21 protein-coding genes, 1 tRNA gene and 2 pseudogenes are annotated in these 21,497 nt (G+C 58.9%); 20 read left to right on the plus strand and 4 right to left on the minus strand.

Translation table 11 applies throughout. The annotated features are described in order from the left end of the window. The first annotated feature begins 43 nt into the window (after positions 1 to 43). Positions 44 to 658, plus strand: coding sequence for a hypothetical protein (locus AB4Z52_RS05255; protein WP_442216852.1), 615 nt, complete (start codon positions 44 to 46; stop codon positions 656 to 658). A gap of 7 nt (positions 659 to 665) precedes the next feature. Here the strand turns inward: AB4Z52_RS05255 and AB4Z52_RS05260 are convergent, their stop codons facing one another. Next, positions 666 to 1,622, minus strand: coding sequence for a tetratricopeptide repeat protein (locus tag AB4Z52_RS05260; RefSeq protein WP_442216853.1), 957 nt, complete (start codon positions 1,620 to 1,622; stop codon positions 666 to 668). A 523-nt stretch (positions 1,623 to 2,145) separates the two neighbouring features. Here AB4Z52_RS05260 and AB4Z52_RS05265 point away from each other — a divergent pair. The 9 genes and pseudogenes from AB4Z52_RS05265 to AB4Z52_RS05305 all read left to right on the plus strand — a co-directional run. Next, positions 2,146 to 2,298, plus strand: a pseudogene (locus AB4Z52_RS05265) (FAD-dependent oxidoreductase); the annotation flags it as partial. A 2-nt stretch (positions 2,299 to 2,300) separates the two neighbouring features. Continuing rightward, a pseudogene (locus AB4Z52_RS05270) lies at positions 2,301 to 2,480 on the plus strand (glycerol-3-phosphate dehydrogenase); the annotation flags it as partial. A gap of 19 nt (positions 2,481 to 2,499) precedes the next feature. Continuing rightward, positions 2,500 to 3,588 carry an ABC transporter ATP-binding protein gene (locus tag AB4Z52_RS05275; RefSeq protein ID WP_442217007.1) on the plus strand — a complete coding sequence of 363 codons (1,089 nt, stop codon included), beginning with the start codon at positions 2,500 to 2,502 and terminating at the stop codon, positions 3,586 to 3,588. 7 nt (positions 3,589 to 3,595) lie between these two features. Continuing rightward, positions 3,596 to 4,678, plus strand: a complete 1,083-nt coding sequence (locus tag AB4Z52_RS05280) for an ABC transporter ATP-binding protein (RefSeq protein ID WP_442216854.1) — start codon at positions 3,596 to 3,598, stop codon at positions 4,676 to 4,678. Beyond that, positions 4,675 to 5,565, plus strand: coding sequence for a carbohydrate ABC transporter permease (locus AB4Z52_RS05285; RefSeq protein ID WP_442216855.1), 891 nt, complete (start codon positions 4,675 to 4,677; stop codon positions 5,563 to 5,565). The genes AB4Z52_RS05280 and AB4Z52_RS05285 overlap by 4 nt, the downstream gene beginning before the upstream one ends. Continuing rightward, positions 5,565 to 6,371 (plus strand): carbohydrate ABC transporter permease, encoded by an 807-nt coding sequence (locus tag AB4Z52_RS05290; RefSeq protein ID WP_442216856.1) that lies wholly within the window; start codon positions 5,565 to 5,567, stop codon positions 6,369 to 6,371. The genes AB4Z52_RS05285 and AB4Z52_RS05290 overlap by 1 nt, the downstream gene beginning before the upstream one ends. A gap of 10 nt (positions 6,372 to 6,381) precedes the next feature. After that, entirely contained in the window at positions 6,382 to 6,657 is a 276-nt protein-coding gene (locus AB4Z52_RS05295) for a DUF2160 domain-containing protein (protein ID WP_442216857.1), read from the plus strand. A 154-nt stretch (positions 6,658 to 6,811) separates the two neighbouring features. Continuing rightward, positions 6,812 to 8,599 (plus strand): ABC transporter substrate-binding protein, encoded by a 1,788-nt coding sequence (locus tag AB4Z52_RS05300; protein ID WP_442216858.1) that lies wholly within the window; start codon positions 6,812 to 6,814, stop codon positions 8,597 to 8,599. Between the two features lie 103 nt (positions 8,600 to 8,702). Then, complete coding sequence (locus AB4Z52_RS05305; RefSeq protein ID WP_442216859.1) at positions 8,703 to 8,957, plus strand: hypothetical protein; 255 nt, start codon at positions 8,703 to 8,705, stop codon at positions 8,955 to 8,957. Positions 8,958 to 9,319: 362 nt separating this feature from the next. Here the strand turns inward: AB4Z52_RS05305 and AB4Z52_RS05310 are convergent. Beyond that, positions 9,320 to 9,394 (minus strand) — tRNA-Gly (locus tag AB4Z52_RS05310). A gap of 260 nt (positions 9,395 to 9,654) precedes the next feature. Here AB4Z52_RS05310 and AB4Z52_RS05315 point away from each other — a divergent pair. From AB4Z52_RS05315 to AB4Z52_RS05330, 4 genes are all read left to right on the plus strand, one after another. Further along, the gene (locus AB4Z52_RS05315) at positions 9,655 to 10,164 is read left to right on the plus strand and encodes a prolyl-tRNA synthetase associated domain-containing protein (RefSeq protein WP_442216860.1); all 510 of its coding nucleotides are present in this window, start codon (positions 9,655 to 9,657) and stop codon (positions 10,162 to 10,164) included. A gap of 56 nt (positions 10,165 to 10,220) precedes the next feature. Next, positions 10,221 to 11,192, plus strand: a complete 972-nt coding sequence (trxA, locus tag AB4Z52_RS05320; RefSeq protein WP_442216861.1) for a thioredoxin — start codon at positions 10,221 to 10,223, stop codon at positions 11,190 to 11,192. A 112-nt stretch (positions 11,193 to 11,304) separates the two neighbouring features. Beyond that, entirely contained in the window at positions 11,305 to 11,967 is a 663-nt protein-coding gene (locus AB4Z52_RS05325) for an LON peptidase substrate-binding domain-containing protein (RefSeq protein WP_442216862.1), read from the plus strand. A 9-nt stretch (positions 11,968 to 11,976) separates the two neighbouring features. Next, positions 11,977 to 12,165, plus strand: coding sequence for a Trm112 family protein (locus AB4Z52_RS05330; RefSeq protein ID WP_442216863.1), 189 nt, complete (start codon positions 11,977 to 11,979; stop codon positions 12,163 to 12,165). Positions 12,166 to 12,177: 12 nt separating this feature from the next. Here AB4Z52_RS05330 and AB4Z52_RS05335 read toward each other — a convergent pair whose 3' ends face one another. After that, positions 12,178 to 13,392: a ubiquinone biosynthesis hydroxylase gene (locus AB4Z52_RS05335; RefSeq protein WP_442216864.1), complete on the minus strand. Its 1,215-nt coding sequence runs from the start codon at positions 13,390 to 13,392 to the stop codon at positions 12,178 to 12,180. An 83-nt stretch (positions 13,393 to 13,475) separates the two neighbouring features. Between AB4Z52_RS05335 and tesB the strand changes: the two genes are divergently transcribed. The 6 genes from tesB to AB4Z52_RS05365 all read left to right on the plus strand — a co-directional run bounded on the left by tesB (position 13,476) and on the right by AB4Z52_RS05365 (position 21,032). Further along, positions 13,476 to 14,360 (plus strand): acyl-CoA thioesterase II, encoded by an 885-nt coding sequence (tesB, locus tag AB4Z52_RS05340; protein ID WP_442216865.1) that lies wholly within the window; start codon positions 13,476 to 13,478, stop codon positions 14,358 to 14,360. Between the two features lie 224 nt (positions 14,361 to 14,584). Beyond that, positions 14,585 to 14,923: a P-II family nitrogen regulator gene (locus AB4Z52_RS05345; RefSeq protein WP_111163028.1), complete on the plus strand. Its 339-nt coding sequence runs from the start codon at positions 14,585 to 14,587 to the stop codon at positions 14,921 to 14,923. A gap of 28 nt (positions 14,924 to 14,951) precedes the next feature. Beyond that, positions 14,952 to 16,334 (plus strand): ammonium transporter, encoded by a 1,383-nt coding sequence (locus tag AB4Z52_RS05350; RefSeq protein WP_442216866.1) that lies wholly within the window; start codon positions 14,952 to 14,954, stop codon positions 16,332 to 16,334. Positions 16,335 to 16,613: 279 nt separating this feature from the next. Further along, entirely contained in the window at positions 16,614 to 19,283 is a 2,670-nt protein-coding gene (locus AB4Z52_RS05355) for a DNA translocase FtsK 4TM domain-containing protein (RefSeq protein WP_442216867.1), read from the plus strand. A gap of 130 nt (positions 19,284 to 19,413) precedes the next feature. Beyond that, positions 19,414 to 20,088: an outer membrane lipoprotein carrier protein LolA gene (locus AB4Z52_RS05360; protein ID WP_442216868.1), complete on the plus strand. Its 675-nt coding sequence runs from the start codon at positions 19,414 to 19,416 to the stop codon at positions 20,086 to 20,088. A 140-nt stretch (positions 20,089 to 20,228) separates the two neighbouring features. Beyond that, positions 20,229 to 21,032, plus strand: a complete 804-nt coding sequence (locus AB4Z52_RS05365) for an exodeoxyribonuclease III (RefSeq protein WP_442216869.1) — start codon at positions 20,229 to 20,231, stop codon at positions 21,030 to 21,032. A 6-nt stretch (positions 21,033 to 21,038) separates the two neighbouring features. Here the strand turns inward: AB4Z52_RS05365 and AB4Z52_RS05370 are convergent, their stop codons facing one another. Further along, positions 21,039 to 21,494: a cyclic nucleotide-binding domain-containing protein gene (locus AB4Z52_RS05370; RefSeq protein WP_442216870.1), complete on the minus strand. Its 456-nt coding sequence runs from the start codon at positions 21,492 to 21,494 to the stop codon at positions 21,039 to 21,041. Positions 21,495 to 21,497: the final 3 nt, after the last annotated feature.

Genomic DNA, 21,497 nt, shown 5'->3' on the forward strand with positions numbered 1-21,497 from the left:
GCCCGTCGCCGCACGGCGGGCTCTGCCCGAGTGGCTTCGGACCATGCCGGCGATGGCTTTCTCGGATACGCATGGGCAAGATGTGCGGACCGTCAAACAGTGCCCGCCGTTTGTTGACGCAATGAGCCATGGTTTTATGATACCGCTGGCCTGCGATGTTTATGTCGCCGGTGGTTGCTTTACCTGGAATTGGGATCTGCCACCGCTCAGTATCGAAACACATCCGCGATCGCCGTTGAGCTTTCACGTGCCGGCGCAAGTGGAGGGATCTCCGCTTGATCCTGGCGGGCATACGTTGATCAAATTCAACAACTTCTGGACGATCGCATTGGAAGAGGGCTATTCGCTGTTTGCAACTCACCCGTTAAACCGCCCAGACTTGCCATTTCGAACCTTGACCGGATTGGTCGATGCCGACAGCTTTAAGTCCGTCGGTATCCTGTTTCCTGCTAGCTGGATCGATCCAAGTTTTGAGGGCGTACTGCCGGCGGGCACGCCAATCGCGCAATGCTTCCCAGTCGCGCGGGATACGCTCGATCTGGTCTATGAGCCGTTGTCGGAGGCAGGCATCGCCGAGTATGATGAGGTCGCCAAAACGTTGCTGAGCGCGCCGGGAGTTTATCGCAAGAAATTCCGCGCCAAGCGGCCGGCATCCTGAGCTGGGATCAAGCTCCCGATGCCAACAAATGGGCGCGCAGAGCGCTAAGATCCATCCACAGTTCGCCCTTGGGTGCCGCTGTCAAGGCTTGGGAAATCCGCCCGAAGCTATCGACACGCGCCCGTAATGCCTGACCGTAAGCACGTTTGGCAGCGGCAAGATCGCCGGTTTCCTGTAGCATGATGCCGAGGTTGGTCGCAGCTTCCGACAGGGCTGGATCGAGCGCCAACGCCTGCTGGTAGGCGCCAATCGCTCGATCGGCTTGGCGACAATCCTGCAGGATGACGCCGAGCTTGAACCATACGGGCGCCATGGTGGGATCAAGAGCCAAGGCGCGTTGCAGTGCATCGGCGGCTTCCGACGGGCGGGCGAGCCGCAGGGCCAATTGCGCGCTCTTCAGGTTGGCGGCGACCGATGGCGATGCTTTTGCCGCCCGGGTCGTTGCGACAAGTGCTGCGTCCAACTGGCCCATCAGCTCCATGTCGGATCCAATTGCTGCCCAGCCCGGCGCGAAATCAGGAAAGCGTGCCAGCAGATCAGCGATGAGCCTGATGTGATCCGGGCGATCCGCCGCATCGAACTGTCCACTCTTCGCCAACGCGATCCAGATCCGGCAACGCGCAAATGCCGTATCTTCTCGCGCAGGATCCAGCGCAACGGCCCGATCGAGCCGCTGAGCGGCCAGGCGAAGATCGCCCGCGGCTTGTGCTATCTGCCCGGCCAGCAGCCAGGTGGGTAGGTGCTGCGGACGGTGTTTCAAGCTGATAGCGACATGCTGTTCGGCTTCGGGCAGGCGGCCCACTCTAAGGGCGATCGTCGCCATCAATTGGTGAACTGCGGGATCGTCGGCGGCCTGGCGAAGCAGTGACGCACAAATCTGTCTGGCTGCGCCCTCATTCCCGGCACTCAGATCAGCGAGGGCGCGTGCCAGTTGTGCCTGTCTTGCCGCCAATGAATTTTCCATCGAATTTGCCATCCGTTTCCGGCCGATAGCGGATAGCGCAGTTTCACTGATCCTAACCTGAAAGTCGATCCTCGTGAGGCCTTCTTGCGTCTAGATGTCGAAATCAACTTTTGCCGCGCAATTAAATTGCGAACCAATTTTCAGAATTTCTATTACATTTAAGAGCCTTCGCTTGCCGCGGAGAGCCGAGGCGTTGTGGAAGTAGCTGTGAAAATGATCCCTTCGATACGGAGGTGAGGCGATCAGGTTCTCGGTCGCCTGTCTGAAAAATTTGTGAATTTTTAGAATTGGAAAAGAGGATTTCATGGGTACTTATCCTGCGAAATTGATCGATGGACTGTTCAAAGTCAGCGATCAAATCTCGACGTCGCGTCGATGTGCAAACGAGCTAACATATGATTAAAAGGTTCGTTTTTTTTCGCTTGTATGTTCGTTATCTTTCGTCGTAGGCTTCATTCGAACATCGAAAGAACGGCGCTTCAAGACGTCGAAAAAGAAATGAGGGAGAGAGGGTTTGCGTCAGATGCCGGCGGACACGTCTGATGTCCCTTTCGACATTGCTATTATCGGCGGCGGAATCAACGGGTGCGGCATCGCCCGCGATGCGGCCGGACGTGGCTGGTCGGTTTTCCTTGCTGAAAAGGGCGACCTCGCTTCGGCAACGTCGAGTGCATCATGTTCGGGGCCGATTTGAGCGAGGCCGAGGTCAAGTATCTAGCAAAGAACGAATGGGCGATGAGCGCTACCGATATCGTAAGGCGGCGAACCAAGCTCGGGCTTCGCCTCTCCAAGGCCGAAATCGTGGATCTCGACACATATCTGCTTGGAGATCAATTCGCGGCTCAAACCCAAAACTGACATCTGGAGGAACTGCGTAGTGGCGTTTGTACTCGACCATATCGGCCTGACAGTCGGCGAGACGGTGATGATCGAACCGGTCGATCTGTATCTCGATGCCGGGACGGTCAACGTCCTGCTTGGGCCGACACTAGCGGGCAAGACGACGCTGATGCGGTTGATGGCTGGGCTTGACAGGCCGACGACGGGCAAGCTGATTGCCGATGGCAAGGATGTGACGGGGGTAGCGGTGCGCAGCCGCTCGGTCGCGATGGTCTATCAGCAGTTCGTCAATTATCCTTCGCTGACGATTTACGAGAATATTGCCTCGCCGCTCCGGCTCAAGGGCATCGGCAAGGCCGAGATCGATGCACGCGTGCGGGAAGCGGCACGCATTCTGCGTCTGGAGACCTTGCTGCAGCGGCTGCCTGCACAACTTTCCGGTGGTCAGCAGCAGCGCACGGCGATTGCGCGCGCGCTGGTCAAGCGAGCGGATCTGGTGCTGCTCGACGAGCCCCTCGCCAATCTCGACTACAAGCTACGTGAAGAACTGCGCGAAGAGCTGCCGCGCCTCTTTGCCGAAACCGGCGCGATCCTCGTCTACGCGACGACGGAGCCGACCGAAGCGCTGCTGCTCGGCGGCAATACGATTACGCTACGGGAGGGCCGCGCCACGCAATTCGGCCCGACCGCTAAGATCTATCATTCGCCAGACAATCTGGATGCGGCACGCGTCTTCTCTGATCCGCCGCTGAACGAGTTGCGGGTGACGAAACGGGGGACGGAGCTGGTGCTGACCGATGGCCGCACGCTGCCGGCCGCCGGCGATCTCGCGGCCTTGTCCGATGGCGTTTACACGCTGGGATTTCGGGCCGACGGTGTCGAGATCGGTGATGCCACTCGTCTGGGCCTAGCATTCTCGGGGAAAGTCATCGTTACGGAACTGAGCGGCTCAGAGAGCTTCGTGCACGTGGATGTCGGTCATGGCGTGTGGGTTTGCCTCATACCCTACGTGCACGAATTGCTGCCCGCGGCCGAGGTCCAAGTACGGGTGAACGTCGAGCGCGTCTTTGTGTTCGATGCCGCTGGAAACCGGGTTGCCGGGTCACTCAATGCGAAAAAGGTTTGAGGGCGACATGGCTCAGATAACACTCGATGGCATCGCGCACAGTTACAGCGGCAATCCGAAATCAGACGCCGACTATCAGCTTAAGCCGCTGCATCACGTCTGGCAGCAGGGGCAGGCATATGCGCTGCTTGGACCGTCAGGTTGCGGCAAGACAACGCTTTTGAACATTATTTCCGGTCTCGTCATCCCGTCTGAGGGCAGGCTGATGTTCGGCGACAAGGATGTCACCCGGCTGCCCACAGAGAAGCGAAATATCGCACAGGTGTTCCAGTTTCCCGTCATCTACGACACGATGACGGTCGCGGAAAATCTTGCGTTCCCGCTGAAAAATCGCCGGATGTCTAGGGAGATCATCGATCGGCGCGTCGGCGAGATTGCCGAGATGCTCGACTTGACGAGCGATCTGAAGCGCCGGGCGCGCGGTCTTACGGCCGATGCCAAGCAAAAGATTTCGCTCGGGCGCGGACTGGTTCGCTCGGACGTGTCGGCGGTCCTTTTCGATGAGCCGCTAACGGTGATCGATCCGGCGCTGAAATGGGAGCTGCGCTCGAAACTAAAGGCGGTCCACCGCGCACTCGACCTGCTCATGATCTATGTCACCCATGACCAGATCGAGGCGCTGACGTTTGCCGACAAGGTGGTCGTAATGAATGACGGTAAGGCCGTGCAAATCGGTACGCCGGCTGAATTATTCGAGCGGCCGGAACACACTTTCGTCGGCTATTTCATCGGTTCGCCCGGCATGAACTTTCTGGACGCGAAGGTTTCAGGCAATCAGGCGATAGTCAACGGCAAGGTCTTGGACCTTGGCGCGGCCTACCCGAACCTGAGCGCGATGACGGCCGTGAAAGTCGGCATCCGGCCTGAGTTCGTCCGGCTGACGTCTGGCCCAGGTCTGGCGGTGCAGGTACGCCGTATTGCCGATTTAGGTCGCAAGCGTCTTGCCTACGTCACGCTTGGGGATCACCCATTGGTCGCCGTGGTACCGCCGGAGATGGAAACAATCCCTAACGAGGTAAACATCGCGCTCGACCGAACCCAGACGCATGTTTACCTCAACGACATACGCGTACAGGGAGTAACGGTATGAACGGCAAGACCATCAACAACAAGGCCTGGTTCCTGGTCGTTCCGGTACTGGGGTTCGTGCTGTTCTCCTCGATTATTCCGATGATGACCGTGGTGAATTACTCCGTCCAGGATTCGCTCGGCAACAATAGCTTCTTCTGGAATGGCGATGCTTGGTTCCGGGACCTGCTCAATCCCTCGACAGAGATCGGTGCGCGCTTCAACGACGCGCTGTTTCGCACTCTGACATTTTCTTTTGCGTGCCTCGTGATTGAGATCCCACTTGGAATCGGCATAGCCCTTTGCGTACCGCGCAAAGGTTGGGCAGTCGGCATTTCCCTGGTACTGATCGCGCTGCCGATGCTGATTCCGTGGAACGTGGTCGGCACGATCTGGCAGATTTTTACCCGCGCAGACATCGGCCTGTTCGGCGCAAGTCTGGTCGGCCTCGGGATCGATTACAACGTGACCCAGAACGCCGCTTCGGCCTGGGTGACCATCGTCGTCATGGACGTCTGGCATTGGACGCCGCTGGTCATTCTCCTTAGCTACGCCGGACTGCGAGCCATTCCGGATGCCTATTATCAGGCTGCGCGGATCGATGGCGCCAGCCGCTGGGCGGTCTTTGCAAATATCGAATTGCCCAAGCTGCAGAAAGTCTTGGTCATAGCGGTGCTCTTGCGCTTCATGCAGACCTTTATGATCTACACCGAGCCCTTCGTCGTAACAGGTGGTGGTCCTGGCAGCGCCACCACGTTCCTCTCGATTGATCTCGACAAGATCGCCCTTGGCCAGGTTGACCTCGGCAATGCCGGTGCGATGTCGCTCGTCTACAACCTAATCACATTGGCCGTCTGCTGGATTTTCTTCACCATCATGACCCAGCTCGAACGTCGGAGGGATGTCTGATGCGTTCTGGTATCGTCAGCAAAATAGTCTTTATCGTTTATCTCGTGCTCCTGATGCTGCCGATCTATTGGCTGATCAGCATGAGCCTCAGAACAAATGCCGACATCAGTTCAGGGTTGGCACTCTATCCGCATCATCCGACGCTGGAAAAATACGTCGCAATCTTCAACGATCCCAGCTGGGTGCATGCGTTCGGTGTTTCGCTCTCTTACGTGGCCATCAACACAGTCGTCTCGGTCACAGTGGCGCTGCCAGCAGCCTACGCCTTCAGCCGGTTCCACTTCGTCGGCGACAAGCATCTATTCTTCTGGCTGCTGACCAACCTGATGGCACCGGCAGCGGTCTTCGCCATGCCATTCTTCCAGCTCTACTACGCAGTTGGATTGTTCGACACGGTCTGGGCCGTCGCTTTGGCGCATTGCCTCTTCAACGTGCCTTTGGCGGTGTGGATCCTGGAAGGCTTCGTCAGCGGCGTTCCGCGCGAGATCGATGAGACAGCGGCAATCGACGGCTACTCTTTCCCACACTTCTTCATCCGGATCTTCATTCCGCTGATCGCCAATGGTATCGGTGTTACCGCATTCTTCTGCTTCATGTTCTCGTGGGTCGAGCAGCTGCTGGCGACGACACTCACCTCGTCACATGCGCTGCCGTTCGCTGCCGTCATGACACGCGCCTATTCGGTCGCCGGCATGGACTGGTCGCTGCTAGCCGCCGCCGGTGTACTCACGATGGTCCCGGGTGCAATCGTCATTTGGTTTGTGCGCAATCACATCGCCAAGGGCTTTGCCCTTGGGCGCGTTTAAGGAGACCGAGATGCTCGACTGGATGGCCTGGACCTGGCAGACGGCGGCTTTCTTCGGAACCGTCGTGACGATACTCACCATTCTGACCCTGCTGGCAATTTTTCGGCCGGAGATACCGCGCAAGGGCATCCTGGGATTCCCGACGACGCGGGGCGACCGGTTCTTCGTCACGATGATCGGCTCGGCCTTCATCTTTATATTCTGGATGCGGCTCGGAGGTGGGCTGCTCTGGTACCCGCTCGCTGCGTCCGTGCTCTACGGGATCGCGATGTTCAGGTTTGCGTAACCCGGCGCGGGATGCCTGAGGCCGCGAAGCAGGTTTCGGCAAAGTCCAGCGCGAACTAAACATATGGCTCGACCAGACGGCTCAAGAAACCGCCAGACCGATCCAATGGCCGCCTTTCGGCATGGTGTCGCGGGGCTTAATGGGAGGAAATGACATGGATTTGAAGCGTCGTGACGTATTGAAGGGGGCGGCGGTCGCAACGGCTGCCACCGCGGTGACTTGGGGCGGAGCGATCATCACCGCGACGCCCAGCGTGGCACAGCAGACGGACGCTGCCAAGAAATGGATCGACAACGAATTCCAGCCATCCACGCTCACCAAAGAGCAGCAGATGGCCGAAATGGAGTGGTTCATCAAGGCTTCTGCGCCGTTCAAAGGGATGGAAGCAAGTACTGTTTCGGAAATTCTGAGCATCCACGACTACGAGTCGAAGACGCTTACCAAGGCCTTCGCCGAAATCACTGGCATCAGGGTTAACCATGAACTCATGGACGAAGGCCTGCTGGTCGACAAGATCCAGGTTGAAATCGCATCCGGAAAACCGATCTACGATTTTTGGATGAACGACTCCGACTTCATCGGAACTCACCCACGCTTCAATGACATCGTCGGCGGTTCGTTGACCGACTTCATGGCCAACGAGGGCAAGGATGTCACCAGCCCGACCCTCGACCTAAAGGATTTCATCGGTCTTGACTTCGCCACCTTCACCGACGGCAAGCTCTATGGCCTGCCGGACCAGCAGTTCGCAAATCTTTACTGGTTCCGGTACGATTGGTTCCAAAAGCCTGAGTTGAAGGCCGCCTTCAAGAAGAAGTACGGCTATGACCTCGGCGTTCCAGTCAACTGGTCGGCCTACGAAGACATCGCCGATTTCTTCACCAACGAGGTGAAGGAAATCGATGGCCAGAAAGTCTATGGCCACATGGACTATGGCAAGAAGGACCCGTCGCTCGGCTGGCGCTTCACTGATGCCTGGCTCTCGATGGCTGGCAGTGGAGACAAGGGGCTGCCGAACGGCAAGCCCGTTGACGAATGGGGTATCCGCATGGAAGACGGGATCCCGCGCGGTTCTTCGATCACACGTGGCGGCGACGCGAATGGCCCGGCAGCAGTCTATGCCACGAGCAAGTTCGTGGAATGGCTCAAGAAATATGCTCCGCCGGAAGCGTCCGGTATGGACTTCCTGGAGTCCGGCGCAGTGCCGGGACAGGGACACATCGCCCAGCAGATCTTCTGGTATTCTGCGTTCACGCATGCCCTGAGTGCGCCAGACCTACCGGTCATGAACAAGGATGGTACGCCGAAGTGGCGCATGGCACCAAGCCCGCATGGCGCCTACTGGAAGGACGGCATGAAGCTTGGCTACCAAGATGTGGGTCTCTGGACGCTGCTGAAGTATGCTCCGCTCGAGAAGACCAAGATCGGTTGGCTCTACGCGCAGTTCTGCACATCCAAGACCGTGACGCTGAAAAAGTCGCTCCTGTCGCTACATCTTATCCGTGACAGTGACATCTGGTCGGATGCGATGACGGAAATCGCTCCCAAGGTAGGCGGTCTCGTCGAATTCTATCGCAGCCCGGCGCGCAAGCTTTGGACTCCGACGGGCGTCAACGTGCCGGATTACGGACGTCTCGCCCAAGTCTGGTGGCAGAATGTATCCAAGGCGATCTCCGGCGAAGCCACGCCTCAGGAAGCCATGGACGGCCTTGCCAACGCACAGGACGCCATCATGGCTCGCCTGGAGAAGTCCGGAGTGCAGGGCAAGCTCGGCCCGAAGCTCAACGAAGAGAAGGATCCGGAATACTGGTACAAAAAGGCCGAAACCGACGGCAATCTTGCGCCACAGCGCAAGTTGGCCAACGAGAAGCCGCAGGGTATCACGGTCGACTACGATGAACTGCTGAAGAGCTGGAAGGCGACGGCTCCGAAGAAGGTCTGATCGAGCTCCTTGAGATGGCCAGATCCGATTGCGATCCGGTCTGACTGCGAAGAGCGGCGGCGGGCAACCGCCGCCAGTCTCACCCTCGGAATAGTCCCTTCGCATGATAGCGGGGCGTGAAGATATTACCGACGGCGAGATTGCGATCGACAATGAGGTGATCAACGATGCGTCCGCCAAGGAGCGGGACATCGCAATGGTTTTTCAATATTGCGCGCTTTATCCCCACATGACGGTAGCTCAGAACATGGGCTCCGCCTTGCAGGTAAAGCGTTGCCCAGCGACGGACTTTGCAGCGCGCGTAAGCTGTGCCTCCTCCATTCTCGGCCTCGACAAGCTAGGGGTATGGCTGTGTTGAAGGGCGTGCGAAGATAGCGTTGTCTAGACACAGCGCTGCTTTTTCAGGCTGAAGATCGATCTCAGCATTTAATCCGAGGTGAAAGCGCCTGGGCGCTAAGCTCATTTCCACGCTGCTCTTTTCAGGACGCCGCTTTCTGTTTTCATACCCGTTGAAATCATGCGATTCCAAATCATCCACACATGACCAAGCGTTTTTGCGGCGAAGTGATCGCTTTTGTATCGCTAGTTGCCCTCTAGCACCTGAAAGGAGTGTCCTTAGTTGCGTCGGTTCGCGTCTCACGTCCGGTGGTATCTTGCGACAGAACTTTAGGGAAAGTTCGCCCGACGGCGAACATAACCTATTGCATCTATTAGGAAAATTGGAGCGGGTGAAGCGATTCGAACGCTCGACCCCAACCTTGGCAAGGTTGTGCTCTACCCCTGAGCTACACCCGCTCATTCCACATTGGTCCGGGGTAATCGTTGGACCGTGGAGGCCACCTTGCGGCGACGGGCGCTATATGGCCCAACTGTTTTTCAAATGCAACAGGGAAATATCAGGGCGCCCAAGAAAAAAATCGGAGCGCGCCGGCTTTTGCCAAGAAAGTCTTGAAATGCGGACCATCCGGACGCTGGAAGATTGCCAAATTCCAGGCGCGGACGTATCAGAGGCGCAATCATCTAAGCCCGATCCGATCTGCTTGCGCGAGTATGTAATGACCGAACAGCTTCCCAAGACCCGCGACGACCTCCTTGCGTTTCTCGACGATCTCGGGATCAAGCACAGTACCAAGGACCATGCACCGGTTTTCACCGTTGCCGAATCGGTGTCGCTGCGCGACGAAATCCCCGGCGGGCACACGAAGAACCTGTTCGTGAAGGACAAGAAGGACAATTTCTTCCTTTTGACGGTCGAGGAAAACGCCACCGTCGATTTGAAGACGGTTCACACGGTCATCGCCGCGGCGAGCAAGGTCTCGTTCGGCAAGCCGGAAAAGCTGATGGAATATCTCGGTGTCATTCCAGGCGCAGTAACAGCCTTCGGCGCGATCAACGATGCGGGAAACAACGTCACCTTCGTACTCGATGCGGATCTGATGGCGCATAACGTCATCAACTGCCATCCGCTGTCGAACGATGCGACCACCTCGATTAGCAACGACGATCTCGTACGCTTCATGGAAGCGACTGGCCATCAGCCGCTTGTCTTGAAAGTGACAGCCTGAGATACGATTTAACGCTACAATAACGGCCCGGAATGCCGGGCAGGCGGGAGACATTCATGAGCGGCTCAGACAATCCCTACAACGCTTCCCTAGGCGGCCAGATGTCCGGCACCGTCAATATGGGCGCGCAGGCAGTAGGCGGGTCCTACATCACGGACACCACCACTGCGACCTTTGCGCGCGACGTTATTGAGGAGTCTCGCCACCAGCCTGTGCTCGTCGATTTCTGGGCGCCCTGGTGCGGTCCGTGCAAGCAGTTGACGCCCACCCTGGAGAAAGTCGTCAACGAGGGCCGTGGCCGGGTCAAGCTGGTCAAGATGAACATCGACGACCATCCATCGATCGCCGGCCAGCTCGGCATCCAGTCCATTCCGGCCGTCATCGCCTTTGTCAACGGCCGTCCGGCCGACGGGTTCATGGGCGCTGTTCCCGAGAGCCAGGTCCGCGAATTCATCGATCGGATCGCAGGCCCCGACAATGGCAGCGAGGGCGATGACGCAGCGCAGATCGCGTCGATCCTCGATGAAGCCGCGGCACTGTTTGCCAACGACGATATCAATGGTGCTGCCGAGCTTTTCGGCGCGGTGCTCCAAGCCGATCCTGAAAATGCCAAGGCATTGGCCGGCATGGCAGAATGCATGATCGCGGCCGGCCAGAGCGATCGCGCCCGCCAGGCGCTGTCGGACCTGCCGGACACGCTTGCCCAGGATGCCGGCATACTTGCCGTAGTCAAAAAGCTCGATCAGATCGACGAGGCGCGCAAGCTGGGCGATCCGGCTGCACTTGAGCATGCATTAGCGGTGAACCCTGACGATCACCAGGCACGTATCAGCCTTGCGAAGATCCTCAACGTCCAGGGCAAGCGCGACGACGCGGCCGAGCATCTTTTGACAGTGATGCGCCGTGACCGTACATTCGATGACGACGGTGCCCGCCGGCAGCTTCTGCAGTTCTTCGACGTGTGGGGCTTCAAGGATCCGGCGACGGTGACGGCGCGGCGCAAATTGTCTTCGATCCTTTTCTCTTAAAGTTTTAAGGGCTACATTGCGTTTTGGGCTGTCGGCACCACATTTTGGTCAGGGACGATCGATATCAACAGGCTAGTCGTGGCCGAATACGACCGAGGCGGGAAGTGCGTTCATGCAAGTCGGGAATGCGAGATATCTGAAGCCGAACGATCTGCCGGATTCGGTTGCCGTCTTTCCGCTTGCCGGCGCGCTCCTTCTTCCCGGTGGTCAACTGCCGCTGAACATCTTCGAGCCGCGCTACCTTACGATGTTCGATGCCGCGATCTCAAGCAATCGCCTGATCGGAATGGTGCAGCCGGCTCTCGGCGAGCCCTCCGACACCACGCACCTGACGCAAGTCGGATGCCTCGGCCGGATCACGTCTTTTGCCGAAACCGGCGACGGGCGATACATCGTCTCGCTGACCGGCATCTGCCGCTTCCGTCTGCTTGACGAGGTGGGCGGCCACCATCCCTATCGCAGTTTTCGCATCGCGCCCTTTGTCGCCGACCTCAGGTCCCGCGACGAGGAGGATGCGGTCGACCGCACCTCCTTGCTTGCAGCATTCAAGGCCTATCTTGAAGCCAACAAACTGGAGGCGGACTGGGAGAGCGTCGAGCGCGCGAGCAACATGACGCTGGTCAACTCGCTATCGATGATGGCGCCTTTCGAGCCGGCTGAAAAGCAGGCGCTGCTCGAGGCTCCGGATCTGAAGAGCCGGGCGGAAACCTTTATTGCCATTACCGAGATCGTGCTTGCCCGCAGCTTCGGCGATTCCGATTCGGTCCTCCAATAGGCGATTTTGATGGACGACACCGTCAGCAAAGTGGACACGAAACTTCTCGAGCTACTGGTCTGCCCTTTGACCAAGGGCCGGTTGAGCTATGACCGCGAGAAGAATGAGCTCATCTCGGAAAAGGCGCGGCTTGCCTATCCCATACGTGACGGCATTCCGATCATGCTGACATCAGAGGCCCGCCGGATCGAGGATTGAGCCCTCAAGCGATCAGATCGTCTGTCCGGCAAGCAGACGCGGATTGCTTGCTGTCGTCGTCCCGGCTGCCTGGCCGATGAAAAAGGATTTGAGCTTCGGCATCCGATCGACAAGGCCGAGGCCGAAATCGCGGGCAATCCTGATCGGGCCTACGTCGTTGGAAAACAGGCGGTTGAGCACGTCTGTCGTCACGCCCATCCGGAACGTGTCGAAACGCCGCCACGTCTGATAGCGTTCCAGAATGTTGATCGAGCCGATGTCGAGGCCCAGGCGATCGGCCTCCACGACCGTTTCGGCAAGTGCTGCCACATCCTTGAAGCCGAGATTGAGCCCCTGGCCGGAAATCGGGTGGATACCATGGGCGGCATCGCCGGCAAGCGCAAAGCGCGGTGCCACGAAGGAGCGGGCAAGCGTGAGGCCGAGCGGGAAGGCCCGCTTGCCGCCGATGACCTTCAGGCCTCCGAGCTTGTGGCCGAAGCGGCGCTCCAATTCCTCCTCGAAAATCAGATCGTCGGCAGCAACAAGCCGGTCCGCATCGGCTGTGCGCTCGGTCCAGACGAGGGAAGAGCGGTTGTTTTTCAAAGGCAGGATCGCAAACGGGCCAGACGGCAGGAAATGCTCCTCGGCGCAGCCATTATGCGGGCGTTCGTGCTCGACGGTCGCGACGATGCCCGATTGGCCATAATCCCAATTGACGGTCTTGATGCCGGCCATGTCGCGCAGTTTCGAGCGAACGCCATCGCAGGCGACAAGCAGTTTCGTGTCCAGCGTCGTCCCGTCGCAGAGCGAAAGGGCAACGCTTGTGTCGCTTGTCTTGAAGTCGGTGGCGGTAAGGCCATGGCGGATCTCGATGCCAAGCCGTTCGCAGGCACCGCGCAATGCGGCGACCATTGTGACATTTGGCACCATATGCGCGAAGGGCTGACCTTCGGCGACTTCACCGTCGAAGGTCAGGAAGACCGGGCGCACAGGGTCAGAGGTGCGACTGTCGGTGACGATCATACGGGTGATAGGCTCGGCCTCCGGCAGGATTTCGTCCCAGACGCCGAAAACCGTCAGCATCTTCGAGGCGGCGGCGATGATGGCGGATGCGCGGGTGTCATTCTTCCACACGCTCTCAGGCGCGGCCTCGACAACCATGACCTCGAGATGAGGTGCTGCCTGCTTGACGGCGACCGCTGCTGCCAGACCCACATAGCCGCCACCCACCACCAGCATGTCCAACATCGCGCGCTCCTGTTCCTCGCCGTCCATTCCTGATCTATATAGAGCAGGAAGCCATTCGTTCCTACCTTTGGGGTATGTCTAAAATGACGCGCGAGACGACGAACTCAACCGCCATGGAGCAACTGATCGAGACGCTCGATCTGGAACCGATCGAGGTCAACCTTTTTCGCGGCAACAGCCCCCAGGCCGGCTGGCAGCGGGTGTTCGGTGGCCAGGTTATCGCTCAAGCGCTGATGGCGGCTCAGCGAACCGTCGAGCGCGACCGCTTCGTGCATTCGCTGCATGCCTATTTCATGCGGTCCGGCGACCCTTCCGTGCCGATCGTCTATCAGGTGGAACGGCTGCGCGATGGCGCAAGCTTTAACACGCGACGGGTCCTTGCCATTCAGCACGGTCACGCGATCTTTGCCATGTCGACGTCCTTCCAGTTGGACGAACCCGGTTTCGATCATCAGATCGGCATACCCAATGCCCCGGTGCCCGAGACCCTGCTTGGCGAAAAGGAAATCAAGGAAAAATATCTGACCAATGCGCCCGAGCCGATCCGCAAATATTGGGAACGGGAACGGGCGATCGAAATCAGGCCGGTCTCGCTGAAGCATTATTTTTCGAATACGAAGCTTGAGCCGCGGCAAGATGTCTGGGTGCGGGCCACCGGGCCGGTGCCCAACGACCGAATCTATCAGGCCGCCGTGCTCGCCTATCTCTCCGACATGACGCTACTGGACGCGGCTCTCTACGCGCATGGCACGTCCGTCTTCGATCAAAGCCTCCAGATCGCCAGCCTCGATCACGCGATGTGGTTCCATAGGCCCTGCAAGCTCGATGACTGGCTGCTCTATACGCAAGATAGCCCGAGTGCCTTCGGCGGGCGCGGGATCTCGCGCGGTAGTCTTTTTACGCGATCCGGTGTTCTGATTGCGTCTGTCGCTCAAGAGGGGCTGATTCGGAAAAAGGCAAATGATTAATAGTTGTGCATTTTCGCGAAATTGCCTATAATTTGCACGATTACTCACCTACCGTATGCTTCTTTTTTAGCGTCTCCAATTATAACCTTTATTTTTCAATATGTTATAGGCCGCCACGAAACTGGCACGGCCTTTGAATGTATAAGTTCGGTCGCTGCTCGATTTGATGTCAGCGGGCAAGGAGAGTCGGCTCCGTGCCGAGGGTAACAAAGGATGGGAACCAGATGAAAATTGTGATGGCCATAATCAAGCCGTTCAAGCTCGATGAGGTCCGCGAGGCCCTGACAGCGGTCGGCATTCAAGGCCTGACCGTGACCGAGGTGAAGGGTTACGGGCGCCAGAAGGGACATACTGAAATTTACCGCGGCACTGAATACGCGGTGAGCTTTCTTCCGAAGCTGAAGATCGAAGTCGCCGTTGCAACTGAAATCGTTGACAAGGCCGTCGAAGCTATTGCCGCTGCTGCCAAGACCGGCCAGATCGGCGACGGCAAGATCTTTGTCTATTCGATTGACCATGCCGTGCGCATCCGTACTGGCGAAACCGATTCAGAAGCGCTGTAAGTCACGGCCGATCAGGGAGTTTTTTGCAATGTCATTTCCTAAGTTTTCTTCCACTCTTGCCAGGGTGGGCGCTGCTTCTGCGGCCCTGCTAGCCCCGGCGATCGCATTTGCGCAGCAGGCCGCACCGGCTGCCGCAGACGCTGCAGCGACTGCCGCTACCGCAGCTGCTCCTGTCGTCGACAAGGGCGACACCGCCTTCATGTTCATCGCGACCATTCTCGTGCTGTTCATGCTTGTCCCGGGCCTTGCTCTGTTCTACGGCGGCCTGGTGCGCTCCAAGAACATGCTGTCGGTTCTCATGCAGTGCACGATGATCGGCGCTGTCGTCATGCTGATCTGGGTTATCTACGGCTATTCCTTCGCCTTCGGCGGCGGCACCAGCCCATATTGGGGCGGCACGGCGAAGATGTTCCTGATGGGCGTCAATACGACCACGACGGCTGCGACCTTCTCCAAGGGCGTGGTCATTCCGGAATTCATCTTCATGCTCTTCCAGATGACCTTTGCCGCCATTACGCCGGCCCTGATCATCGGCGCCTATGCCGAGCGCATCAAGTTCTCCGCATCGGTACTCTTCTGCGCGCTGTGGGCAACCTTCGTCTATTTCCCAATCGCTCACATGGTCTGGGATTCAAACGGCTTCCTGTTTAAGATGGGCGCCCTCGACTTCGCCGGCGGCACCGTCGTGCACATCAACGCCGGTATCGCCGGCATCTGCGGCGCTCTCCTCATCGGCAAGCGCACAGGCTACGGCAAGGACATGATGGCTCCGCACTCCATGACGCTTACCATGGTCGGCGCTTCCATGCTCTGGGTCGGCTGGTTCGGCTTCAACGCTGGTTCGAACCTCGAAGCTTCTGGCGGCGCGATGCTTGCCACCGTCAACACCTTCATCGCGACGGCTGCGGCGATCGTTTCCTGGTCGGTCGTTGAAACCTTCACGCGCGGCAAGGCTTCCATGCTCGGCGGCGCTTCCGGCATGGTTGCCGGCCTGGTTGCCATCACGCCCGCCGCCGGCATTGCCGGTCCGATGGGCGCGATCGTCATGGGCCTCATCGTCTCGCCGCTTTGCTACTTCTTCGTATCCGTTGTGAAGAACAAGTTCGGCTACGACGATACGGCTGACGTCTTCGGCGTACACTGCGTCGGCGGGATCTTCGGCGCGCTTGCAACCGGCATCTTCGCCAGCGCATCGCTCGGCGGCGTCGGCTATGCAGACGGCGTCACCATGAGCAGCCAGTTCATGGTTCAGCTGACGGCTGTCATCACCACGATCGTGTGGTGCGGTGTCGGCTCGATCATCCTCTACAAGATCGTCGACGTGATCGTTGGTCTGCGCGTCACCGTTGAAGCCGAACGCGAAGGTCTCGACCTGGCTTCGCACGGCGAAGCTGCTTACCACACGTCTTGATATCCAAAGCTTGCAGCGGCGCAGCAACGTCTCCGCCGCTGCTGAACGGCCCGTCGCGGCTTGTAGAAATATGAGCCGCTCTTGGCCCGGACCTCTGGTTCGGGCCTTTTTCGATGTTTGCGCGGTTCTGACGTTCGGCATAAATCCGCTGGAAGGCGCAAGCTCGGGTGGATGGTTAATAGGCCATTAACCCTCGTCTGATTAGGTGGAGCGGATTCATCGGGCGGGCGACATGTCGTCGATTCGTCCCGGTATTTGCCAACTGACGGGCTGGGCACTATGGGCAGAAGCAATTCGGCGGCACTGGACGGTCGTCCCGTCCGCTTCACGCTCTCGACATTCGTATTGAGGCAGATCACGGGTCTTGCAGGCTTTGCCCTGTTCCTGGTGCTGGCGCTTGCCGTTGCGGCGCTCGCAACATGGAACGTGCTGGATCCGAGCTATTCCTATGCCACCGGCAATCCGCCCACGAATATTCTCGGCTATACCGGCGCCGCCTTTGCCGACATCGTCATGCAGGCGTTTGGTCTTTCCAGCGTGCTGGCTATGCTGCCGGTCGTAGCCTGGGGCCTTGCCCTTGTTTCCGGCCGGAGAATCGACCGCTTGCCCGCCCGATTTGGTGCCTGGGCGCTGGGCTCCATCGCTGCAGCCGCTGTCGTCGGATGCTTTCCGGCCCCGCTTACCTGGCCGATCCCGAACGGCATCGGCGGCGTGATCGGCGACATGATCCTGCGTTTCCCGGCCCTGTTCGTCGGAGCCTATCCAAGTGGCCTCTTCGCCATCATACTCGGTTGCATCTTTGCCGTGCCGACCGCGTGGCTCATGCTGTTTGCGGCCGGCATCGTCAGCCGTACCCTGCCTGAAGACGAAGACGAGATTTTCGAAGACGTGCCGAGCCGCGCCCGCACCGTCGGCGACAGCGATGACGACGAGGATAGCGACGGCGGCTTCCTTGCCTTCGGCGCTGTCATTCACATGTGGTACAACGCTCAGGCACGCATACGCCGTCTCTTCGGCATGGGCCCACGCAAACGGCGCGATCATGCATTCGATGCGCCTTACGATTTTAACGACGATGAGTTTGGCACGCTGAACGAACCCGTTCGCTCAAAGACGCCAATCACCCGCGGTGAGCGATTGGAGCCGTCAATGGAAGGTCCGGCACGTCGCATCGTATCGGCACCTTCCATCAGCGTCGGCAATGACGACGATGACGAAGACGAAGACAACGATCTGCCCTTCGAACGGGGGATGAAGCGTCCGAACGATATCCTGCCGGATGACGACGACGAATGGGCTATTCGCCCGGCGGCCGCCAAATCTGCTGGAGGAGCGCACATCGGACATCGGGTCATTCCGCCCGCCGCACGGCCGAAGCCGGGCGTGCGTGCCGAGCGGGAAGCACAGACCTCCTTTATCAGACCGCAGGGCTTCCAGCTCCCGGCCGTTCACCTGCTGGCGGAGCCACGTCAGATCGTTCGCGATTCGACCCTGTCTGCCGATGCCCTGGAGCAGAATGCCCGCATGCTTGAAGGCGTGCTGGAAGATTTCGGCGTTAAGGGCGAGATCATCCATGTCCGCCCAGGTCCCGTCGTGACGCTCTATGAGCTCGAACCGGCTCCTGGCATCAAATCGTCGCGGGTCATCGGCCTTGCCGACGATATCGCCCGCTCGATGAGCGCGATTGCCGCTCGCGTCGCCGTGGTCCCTGGTCGCAACGCAATCGGTATCGAGCTGCCGAATAATATTCGCGAGACGGTCTATCTGCGGGAACTCGTAGCCAGCCGCGATTTCGAGGGCTCCAAGGCGAAGCTTGCCATGGCGCTCGGCAAGACGATTGGCGGCGAACCCGTCATTGCTGATCTTGCCAAGATGCCGCACCTGCTCGTCGCCGGCACGACCGGCTCGGGCAAATCGGTTGCCATCAACACGATGATCCTGTCGCTTCTCTACAGGCTGACGCCGGAGCAGTGCCGCCTGATCATGATCGACCCGAAGATGCTCGAGCTGTCGGTCTACGATGGCATTCCGCATCTGCTTTCTCCCGTCGTCACCGATCCGAAGAAGGCCGTCGTCGCGCTCAAATGGACCGTCCGCGAGATGGAAGAGCGCTACAAGAAGATGTCGAAGATCGGCGTGCGCAATATCGATGGCTTCAATACGCGCGTCGAGCAGGCTGCCGCCAAGGGGGAAGCGATCTCGCGCACCGTCCAGACCGGGTTCGACCGTGCGACCGGCGAGGCGATGTACGAGACGGAAGAATTCGACCTGAAGCCCATGCCCTACATCGTCGTCATCATCGACGAAATGGCCGACTTGATGATGGTGGCCGGCAAGGACATCGAAGGTGCGGTGCAGCGTCTGGCGCAGATGGCGCGCGCAGCCGGCATTCATGTCATCATGGCGACCCAGCGCCCGTCGGTCGATGTCATCACTGGCACGATCAAGGCCAACTTCCCGACACGCATTTCCTTCCAGGTGACCTCGAAGATCGACAGCCGCACCATTCTTGGCGAGCAGGGCGGCGAACAGCTGCTTGGAATGGGCGACATGCTCTACATGGCCGGCGGCGGGCGCATTCAGCGCGTCCACGGGCCATTCGTGTCAGACGGCGAAGTCGAGGACATCGTGTCCTATTTGAAGACCCAAGGCTCGCCGCAATATCTCGATGCGATCACCGCTGACGATGACGACGACGACGAAGGCGGCGGCCCGATGGGCACCTCCAACCTGTCCGAGTCCGACGATCCCTACGATCAGGCCGTGGCTATTGTCTTGCGCGACGGCAAGGCATCGACATCCTATGTCCAGCGCCGCCTCGGCATCGGCTACAACAGGGCCGCCTCGCTGATCGAGCGCATGGAGCAGGAAGGCATCATCGGGCCTGCAAACCATGCCGGGAAGCGCGAGATTCTCGTGCCGACCGAAGCCGACATTCTCGAGCGATAGTCCCCAATAGGGCATCACATCTGTCGAATATCCTCTCGGCAACGTCGACGCGCGCCCTATATCATCCCGCAAGACACGCCATGAAGACGCCGGTTTTCAGCGCCATGAAGATCGGACAAAGGAGAATTGAATGAAAAAGACGAACGTCCGCCCCTCGGCGCAACTCTCAGGCCGCCGGACGATGACGCGGCGCGATTTTTTCGGCGCCTGCGCAATCGCAGCCGTTGCCACGGCGATCCCGCTCGAAGCCTTCGCCCAGGCCTCCGCTAGCACATCGGGCCTTGCGCAGCAAATTGCCGACCACTTCTCGGCCACGAAGACCATGCAGGGTGAATTCGTGCAGTTCGGGCCGCGCGGCGAGCAGACGAGCGGTAGGTTCTTCATCGAGCGTCCGGGCAAGCTGCGCTTCAACTATGACGACCCGTCGCCAATGCGCGTTATCGCCGACGGCAACAATGTCGTCGTCGGAAACGTCCAGCTTAAGACCTGGGACATCTATCCCTTGTCGAAAACGCCGCTGACGCTGCTGCTTGCCAGCAAGATTGATCTGTCGGCCGACATGGTTCGCAGCGTCAAGACCGAACCCGACCTGACAACGATCGTGCTTGGCAGCCGGACCATCTTCGGCGATTCGACCATCACCATGATGTTCGATTCCAAGACCTATGATCTCAGGCAATGGACAGTCACCGACAACCAGGGCAAGGATACCTCCGTCATTATCAACAACGTGAAGTCCAACACCGCGTTCGACGAGAGCGTTTTTCGTATTCCCTACAACGACCTCAACGCCCGCAAACGTTGATCGCCGAGCCTTATCCGACCTCTCGCAGGCGGTATCGTGGGGACACGATGTCGCCTGTTTCAATTTTTGCACGGAGCCGGTTTCCTTTCGCATTCCGGCGGTCTAAACCCTTGACGCAAACTGGGTACAAGGGGTGCTGTATGGGTTTTTCGATCACGACCTGGAACATCAATTCCGTTCGGTTGCGTATGCCGATCATCGAAAAATTCGTGATGCAGCATCGGCCGGATGTCATCTGCCTGCAGGAGACCAAGGTCCGCAACGATCTCTTCCCGCTGTCGCCGCTGCGCGCGCTCGGTTACGAGCACATCATTATCCACGGCCAGAAAGGCTATCACGGCGTTGCGATCGCTTCGCGCATCCCGCTCGTCGAGGACCATCGGCAGGATTATTGTGGCGTTGGCGATGCGCGGCATATCTCGGCGATCTTCGAGCGTGGTGGGCGGCGCATTCGCCTGCATAATTTCTACGTTCCCGCCGGTGGCGACGAGCCCGATCGCGCGATCAATCCGAAATTCGGTCATAAGCTGGATTTCATCGAGGAAATGAAGCGGCTGCATGCCGATGCGGAGCCGAATACCTCGGCCATTCTCGTCGGTGATCTCAATATCGCGCCGCTCGAGCAGGACGTCTGGTCGCACAAACAGCTTCTGAAGATCGTCAGCCACACGCCTATCGAAACCGACGGGTTGACAGAGGTCATGAAGCGCGGCGCCTGGCTCGATCTGATGCGCCAGCATGTGCCTGCCAGCGAAAAGCTTTACACATGGTGGAGCTACCGCGCCAAGGATTGGGAAGAGGCCGACCGCGGCCGTCGTCTTGATCACATCTGGTCGTCATCGGATCTCGGGCCGCTGCTTCAGCGGATCGAAATCCTGAAGGCTGCGCGTGGTTGGGAGCGCCCGTCCGACCACGTGCCGGTGACGGCGCATTTCAACCTCTGACGTCGATCAGGAAAACCGGTAAAGCATTGCCGCGGCCTGCTTTGCCATGGCGTTGAAATTGTCGCGTACCCGCCCCTCGATCAGTCTTGCTGCCTCGGGATATTCCTCGATCAGCCTATGAAAGAGCGAGCGGGTGATGCGGATGACGTCGGAATCCTCGAGCGCCACCGCCGTGTATTTCCGCTCGACCAGCGTCACAAGTGCAAGCTCGGACAGAAGCGTACCCGGCTGGACGACCGCCTCGACGCGCGAGACCCCCTTCTGGTCGAGCGTCGTCAGCTCGAAGCTGCCGCCGGTGACCACATAGGCGCATTCTGCCGGTGATTTTTCGCGAAAGAGCGTTTGGCCGGCAGTGATATGGCGTCGATCAGCGCCGAAGGCGATCAGGCGCAGCTGTTCATCTCCCATGCCCTGAAACAGCGGCAGGTGCGAAAGCAGGCGGATGTCGTCGTTTAGCGCCATCGT

It is taken from the genome of Rhizobium sp. 2YAF20, assembly GCF_052114685.1.
GTDB lineage: Bacteria > Pseudomonadota > Alphaproteobacteria > Rhizobiales > Rhizobiaceae > Rhizobium.